Genomic DNA, 6,477 nt, shown 5'->3' on the forward strand with positions numbered 1-6,477 from the left:
GTTGATGCGTAGGCTCATGGCGGTGAGCGCACGCGCAGGCATCGTCGTCACCGGAACCGAAGTCCTCACCGGGCGCGTTCAAGACGCGAACGGCCCGTGGATCGCCGACCGCCTCCTGGAGCTGGGCGTCGAACTGGCGCACATCACGATCTGCGGCGACCGCGCGCAAGACATCGAGGCGCAGCTGCGCTTCCTGGCCGACCAGGGCATGGACCTGATCGTCACCAGCGGCGGCCTGGGGCCCACGGCCGACGACATGACGGTCGAGGTGGTGGCGCGGTTCTGCGGCCGCGAGCTGGTCCTGGACGACGAGACCGAGAACAAGATCACCGACATCCTCAAGAAGTTGATGGCGCGCTTCGAGGGCGTCGACTTCGAAGCGGTGCGGGCGGCCAATCGCAAGCAGGCGATGGTTCCCGCCGGGTCGCAGGTGCTCGACCCGGTGGGCACCGCGCCGGGGGTGGTGGTGCCGGGCGCGCCGACGGTCATCGTGCTCCCGGGACCGCCCCGCGAGCTGCAACCGATGTGGCGCCGTGCTATCGAGACACCGGCGGCGCAGCAGGCGATCGCCGGCCGCACGCTCTACCGGCAGGAAACCGCGCGGATGTTCGGGCTGCCCGAGTCGGGCCTGGCCGAGACGCTGCGCGACGCGGAGACCTCGGTGCCCGGGTTCGAGTCGCTCGAGATCACCACCTGCCTGCGACGGGGCGAGGTCGAGATGGTCACGCGCTACGAGCCGGACGCCGCCGCCAGCTACGCGAAGCTGATGCAGCTGATGCGGGAGCGACACGCTGACCAGCTCTTCTCCGAAGACGGTTCGACGGTGGACGATCTGGTCGCGCGAGCGCTGGCCGGCCGCCGGATCGCGACGGCGGAATCGTGCACCGCGGGCCTGCTGGCGGCGCGACTGACCGACCGGCCCGGATCGTCGGACTACGTGTCCGGCGGGGTGGTTGCCTACTCGAACGACGCGAAGGCGGAGCTGCTCGGCGTCGACCCCGCGCTGATCGAGGCCCACGGCGCGGTATCCGAGCCGGTGGCCGAGGCGATGGCGGCCGGCGCGCTGCGCCGTTTCGGCGCCGACACGGCCGTCGCTATCACCGGAATCGCCGGTCCGGGCGGTGGGACTGCCGAAAAGCCGGTCGGCACAGTGTGTTTCACCGTGATGCTGGCGGACGGCTTCAAGGACACCCGCACCTTGCGCCTGCCCGGCAACCGCTCCGACATCCGGGAGCGCTCCACGACGGTGGCCATGCACCTGCTGCGGCGTGTCCTGGGCGGCCAGTAACGCGAGCGTCACGCTGGCGTGGCCCCGGCGGCCCGCCGCCAAGCTGGCGTGACGCTCGGGGGCGCCGGGCGGCTCGGGGCGGCGGTTGCGCGAGCTCACGTTACTTCGGTTGGCAGGAAAGCGCTTTCGGCCGTGCCGAAGCGTATCCCCGTGGCGTCCTTGCCGATCAGCGTTAGCAATGCCACCGCGAGCAGCACCGGCACGATCGTCGCCGCCAGGGCGAAGGGATAGCCGTGCGACTCCGCCAGCCGCTCCTGGATGGGCAGGTTGAACGCGGCCAGCAGGTTTCCCAGCTGGTACGTCACGCCGGGGTAGAGGCCGCGGATCGCATCCGGCGACATCTCGGTCAGGTGGGCGGGGATCACGCCCCACGCGCCCTGCACGCACAGCTGCATCAGGAACGAACCGAGACACAGCATCGCGGCCGTGCGCGAGTAGGCGAACAGCGGGACGATCGGCAGGGCCAGCAGCGCACAGAAGATGATGGCGTAGCGGCGGCTGAACCGCTGCGACAGGCTGCCGAAGACCAGCCCACCGATGATGGCGCCGATGTTGTAGACGATGACGATCCACTTGACCGTCGCGCTGGACAGCCCGGCGCCGTGGTTGGCGGTCGACGTCAGGAACGTCGGGTAGACGTCCTGGGTGCCGTGGCTCATCCAGTTGAACGCCGTCATCAGCAGCACCAGGTAGAAGAACCGGCGGATGATCGCCCCGTCGCGCAACACGTCGCGAATCCTGGTGCTGGTCAGCTTCATCTGGTCCTGCGCGGCTTCCCAGACCTCGGACTCCTCGACCCGGTAACGGATGATCAGACTGACCAGCGCGGGGACGATGCTCAGCGCGAACAGCCACCGCCACGACAACCCGAGCCAATTCATCACCACCAGCGAGGCGACGCTGGCCAACAGGTAGCCGAACGCGTAGCCCTCCTGAAGCAGCCCGGAAAAGAAGCCGCGCCGCTCGACGGGGACCTTCTCCATGGCGAGCGCCGCGCCCAGCCCCCACTCGCCGCCCATGCCGATGCCGTAGAGCAGTCGCAGGATCACCAGCACGGTGAAGTTGGGCGCGAACGCGCATAGGAAGCCCACCACGGAATAGAACATCACGTCCACCATCAGCGGGAGTCGCCGGCCGACGCGGTCGGCCCACAGCCCGAACAACAGCGCGCCGACGGGACGCATGACCAGGGTGGCGGTGGTGACGAACGCGACCTCCGCTTTGCTGTGATGGAAGGTCTTCGCGATGTCGGCGTAGACGAGCACGACGATGAAATAGTCGAAGGCGTCCATCGTCCAGCCCAGCAACGCCGCGACGAACGAGTTCCGCTGATCGGCGGTCAACTTCTTGCGAGGACTTTGAGTTGTCACGTCAGCATCGTGCAGTACCGAGCGCGATGACGCGAGAGTAAGTTCCGAATACATGCGCATCATCGACGCCGACGGACACGTCGCCGAGAATTCCTCGCTGGCAACGGAAGCGATAAGACGGTGGCCGGAATACGTCAAGCCCAGCACCGACGGGCGGATGCGGTTGACCTTCGAAGGCCGCAACTACCCGGAGGACCACGGCCCGGGCGCCGGTTGTCCGCCCGAGCACGGCATCAGCAAGGCGCCGGACATCAACTGCCGCTCGACCGAAGGCGTGCTGGGCGATGCCGACCGGGACCACATCGACACGATGGTGTTGTATCCGAGCCTCGGCCTGTGCGCGCCCAGCCTCGAGGACCCCGAGTTCGCCGCGGGATTCGCCCGGCTCTACAACCAGTGGATCGCCGATTACTGCGCCCCGTCGGGCGGCCGGTTGCGGGGCGTCGCGGTGACCCCGATCGAGCACGGTCAGGCGGCGATCGACGTCATGACGGAAGCGAAGGACCTTGGACTGGTGGCGACCCTGGTCCCGCCGGCGCTCAAGACCCGCAACCTCGACCACCCCGACCTCGACCCGTTCTACGCCGCCGCGGTCGACCTGGACATGCCGCTGGGGATCCATGGCGCCCCGGGGATCCACCTGCCGAAAATCGGCGTGGACCGCTTCACCAACTACATCCAGGTGCACTGCATCAGTTTCCCGTTCGACCAGATGACGGCGATGACGGCGCTGGTCTCCGGCGGGGTCTTCGAGCGCCACCCGCGGTTGCGGGTCGCCTTCCTGGAGGCGGGGGCGGGCTGGGTGCCGTTCTTCATCGATCGCCTGCACGAGCATTACGAGAAGCGCGGCGACTGGGTGGAACGCGGCTGGCGCCGCGACCCGCACGAGTACCTGGCCGCGGGCAACATCTGGGTGACCTGCGAGCCGGAGGAACCGATCCTGCCCGGGGTGATCGACGTGCTCGGCGCCGACTTCATCATGTTCGCCAGCGACTACCCGCACTGGGACGGCGAATGGCCGGAAAGCACCAAGCACCTGCGGACCCGCGCGGATATCAGCGAAGAGGCCCGCGAAAAGATCGGCGCGCTCAACGCGCAGCGCTTTTACAACTTGAATTGAGGGCTGCGCGCTGAATTGAGGGCTGCGCGCCGCACCGCGCCGGCCTTTGAGATCACCCGGGCTTCAGGCCCGGACAATTCCGGCGCCGGACGACCCGATAACCTCGTGAAAAACCCGGCATTTGTGGGGAGGCGGCCATCCGACATGACTGATAATTGGTTCTCCGATATCAGCGCGCCGGGACGGTTGACCCTCCCCGATCTGTGCGACCAAATCGAGCAGAAGATCCACCTCAACGCGGACAACCAGAAACCCCCGCAGGAGTTCTCCGACTGGCAGTCGTGTGTCGCGGATCGGGATGCCACCATCCAGAAGTTGAGCGCGGCCGTCGTCAACCTGTGCCAGATGGTCAAGCACCTGGCATCAGAAGGGCAGCGCGGCGACGGTTAGCCCGACGGCATGGAAGCGACATGGAAGCGCGGGCTGCCCTTCGCGGGCGTCGGGTGAGAAGATCTTGGGCATGGGCCCTTTCCTGCTTCGCGCCGCACTGACCGGATTCGCGCTGTGGCTGGTGACGAAGTTCGTCCACGGGATCACGTTCGTCGGCGGTGACACGAAGCTGGAACGGATCGGCATCATCTTCGTCGTCGCCGTCATCTTCGGTCTGGTCAACGCCTTCATCAAGCCGATCGTCCAGCTGTTGTCGATCCCGCTGTACATCCTGACCCTCGGCTTGTTCCACGTCGTCGTCAACGCGCTGATGCTGTGGATCACCGCCCGCATCACGGAGCACACGACGCATTGGGGTCTGCAGATCGATCACTTCTGGTGGACGGCGATCTGGGCCGCGATCGCGTTGTCGATCGTGAGCTGGCTGCTGTCCCTGATCGTTCGGGACGTCCGGCGCTAGCAGCCCTGCCACCGCGGCGCACGCTTCTCGGCGAACGCCCGCGGCCCTTCCTTGGCGTCCCGGGTCTCGAAAACACGGTCGCTGTGCCGGGTTTCGTTGTCGTACGCCGATTCCAGGTCGAGCCCCAAACCCTCGACGGCCGATTGCTTGGTCGCGAACACCGCGAGCGGCGCGTTCGCCGCGATGCGCCCGGCGTAGTCATACGCGGTATCCATCAGCCGCTCCGGCGGGACCACGCGGTTGATCAGCCCCATCGCCAGCGCTCGGTCCGCGTCCACCATGTCGGCGGTCAGCAGCAGCTCCATCGCCAGCGGGTAGGGCATCTGGCGCGGCAACCGTACGGTGCTCCCGCCGCCGGCGAACAGGCCGCGCTTGGGCTCCATCACCGCGAATCGCGCGGTCGGCACCGCCACCCGGATGTCGGTGGAGCTCAACATCTCGAAGCCGCCGGCGACGCAGGTGCCGTTGACCGCGGCGACGATCGGCTTGTAGACGGGGAAGCGGTGCAGGACGGCGTGGATGGCGTCGTCCTTGTTCCAGCCCTCCGGCTGCGGCAGGTCGCCGGTGAGTTCGGGGATGAACTTCTTCAGGTCGGCGCCGGTGCAAAAGTCCTGCCTCACACCGGTGATCACGGCGACCCAGGCACCGGCGTCGTCGCGGAACGCCGCCCACGCGTGGGCCAGGTCGCGGAAGTGTTCCATGTCCAGTGAGTTGCGCGTTTCGGGACGGTTGATGGTGATGGTGGCGATGTGACCGTCCCGCGCGTAGTCGATGCTCACCGCGTCTCCCGCTGACGGGCAAGGCGGACCACGTCGCGCGCGCAACCCCACGACAAGGTCACGCCGTTGCCGCCGTGGCCGTAGTTGTGGATGCAACGCGCTCGCCCGAGCGGTTCGGCCTCCACCCGCACCGACGGGCGGTCGGGACGCAGCCCGGTGATGGTCTCGATCACCTCGGCCTCGGCGAGCCGCGGCTCGATCCGGCGGCACCGGTGCAGGATTCGTTCGGTCACCTCGGGGTCCGCTGTGGTGTCCCGGCGATCCGGGATGCTGATGCCGCCGCACACCACGCGCTGCGGGTGGGGGAAGAAGCAGGTCCACTCCGGGCCGCCGTTGATCTCCAGAAACAGTTGCCGCAGACCGGGATTGGTGAGCACGACGTGCTGGCCGAAGAGCGGGCGCACGGTGTCGTCCCCGGCCAACCGTCCCGCCGCGAGGCCGGCGCAGTTGACCACGACCGGCGCGGCGTCGGCGGCCTCGGCCAGCGACCGCACCGGATGCTCCTCGACTTCGCAGCCGGCGGCGGCCAGCCGCCGGGTCAGATAGTCGAGATACTGCGGCATGTCGATCATCGGCAGCGTGGCCAGAAAGCCGTTGCGAAAGCCGTCGGGAAGTTGGCTCGGGTCGGCCGGCCGCAGATCGGGAATCAACGCGGCGGCCGACGACATCGCCTCGGCCGCAGTCGATTGGCCGACGGCCACTGCCGGGGCCAGCTGCACGCCGCAGCCCGGATCCTCGGCGAGTTCGCGGAAGACACCGAGGGAGTGTTCGGTCCAGGCCAGCGTGTCGCTGGCACGATCCGCCGGCCGCGGTGGCAGCCACACCGCGCCCGCCACCCTCGACGTCGTGTGCTGGGGCATGGCGGCCGTCCACACCCGCACGGGCCAGCCGGCCTCGGCCAGGCACACCGCCGACGTCAGTCCGCTGACACCGGCACCCAGGACCACGATCTGTTGCGCACTGGCCACGGCGCCACCGTAACGAAAAAAGCGGGTCCGCGGGGTTGCGGCCCGTCCGCGTCAGGAGCCGTCAGGACCCGTCAGGAATGGGGGGCGGGCGGGCCGCAACCC

7 protein-coding genes are annotated in these 6,477 nt (G+C 68.2%); 4 read left to right on the forward strand and 3 right to left on the reverse strand.

Annotated features, from left to right (window positions below):
- The first annotated feature begins 22 nt into the window (after window positions 1-22).
- The gene (locus BST44_RS18565; RefSeq protein ID WP_500684509.1) at window positions 23-1,288 is read left to right on the forward strand and encodes a competence/damage-inducible protein A; all 1,266 of its coding nucleotides are present in this window, start codon (window positions 23-25) and stop codon (window positions 1,286-1,288) included.
- A gap of 95 nt (window positions 1,289-1,383) precedes the next feature.
- Here BST44_RS18565 and BST44_RS18570 read toward each other — a convergent pair whose 3' ends face one another.
- The gene (locus BST44_RS18570) at window positions 1,384-2,721 is read right to left on the reverse strand and encodes a sialate:H+ symport family MFS transporter (RefSeq protein WP_244184868.1); all 1,338 of its coding nucleotides are present in this window, start codon (window positions 2,719-2,721) and stop codon (window positions 1,384-1,386) included.
- Here BST44_RS18570 and BST44_RS18575 point away from each other — a divergent pair.
- The 3 genes from BST44_RS18575 to BST44_RS18585 all read left to right on the forward strand — a co-directional run bounded on the left by BST44_RS18575 (window position 2,711) and on the right by BST44_RS18585 (window position 4,628).
- Window positions 2,711-3,778 carry an amidohydrolase family protein gene (locus BST44_RS18575; RefSeq protein ID WP_083178562.1) on the forward strand — a complete coding sequence of 356 codons (1,068 nt, stop codon included), beginning with the start codon at window positions 2,711-2,713 and terminating at the stop codon, window positions 3,776-3,778. The two genes, BST44_RS18570 and BST44_RS18575, sit on opposite strands and share 11 nt — an antisense overlap.
- Before the next feature lie 144 nt (window positions 3,779-3,922).
- Window positions 3,923-4,168, forward strand: a complete 246-nt coding sequence (locus BST44_RS18580; protein WP_083178563.1) for a hypothetical protein — start codon at window positions 3,923-3,925, stop codon at window positions 4,166-4,168.
- Between the two features lie 70 nt (window positions 4,169-4,238).
- On the forward strand, window positions 4,239-4,628 hold the full coding sequence (locus tag BST44_RS18585; protein WP_083178564.1) for a phage holin family protein: 390 nt from the start codon (window positions 4,239-4,241) through the stop codon (window positions 4,626-4,628).
- On the opposite strand, the gene BST44_RS18590 is transcribed toward BST44_RS18585, so the two are convergent.
- Window positions 4,625-5,407, reverse strand: coding sequence for an enoyl-CoA hydratase/isomerase family protein (locus BST44_RS18590; RefSeq protein WP_083178565.1), 783 nt, complete (start codon window positions 5,405-5,407; stop codon window positions 4,625-4,627). The two genes, BST44_RS18585 and BST44_RS18590, sit on opposite strands and share 4 nt — an antisense overlap.
- Complete coding sequence (locus tag BST44_RS18595; RefSeq protein WP_083178566.1) at window positions 5,404-6,375, reverse strand: FAD-dependent oxidoreductase; 972 nt, start codon at window positions 6,373-6,375, stop codon at window positions 5,404-5,406. The genes BST44_RS18590 and BST44_RS18595 overlap by 4 nt, the downstream gene beginning before the upstream one ends.
- Window positions 6,376-6,477 lie beyond the last annotated feature (102 nt).

This window comes from Mycobacterium scrofulaceum (assembly GCF_002086735.1).
Lineage (GTDB): Bacteria > Actinomycetota > Actinomycetes > Mycobacteriales > Mycobacteriaceae > Mycobacterium > Mycobacterium scrofulaceum.

What these genes read in the sequence shown, in the direction of transcription:
- BST44_RS18575 (WP_083178562.1), top strand. Translation starts at nt 2,711, where the DNA reads ATGCGCATCATCGACGCCGACGGACACGTCGCCGAGAATTCCTCGCTG.
- BST44_RS18570 (WP_244184868.1), bottom strand. Translation starts at nt 2,721, where the DNA reads ATGATGCGCATGTATTCGGAACTTACTCTCGCGTCATCGCGCTCGGTA.
- BST44_RS18580 (WP_083178563.1), top strand. Translation starts at nt 3,923, where the DNA reads ATGACTGATAATTGGTTCTCCGATATCAGCGCGCCGGGACGGTTGACC.
- BST44_RS18585 (WP_083178564.1), top strand. Translation starts at nt 4,239, where the DNA reads ATGGGCCCTTTCCTGCTTCGCGCCGCACTGACCGGATTCGCGCTGTGG.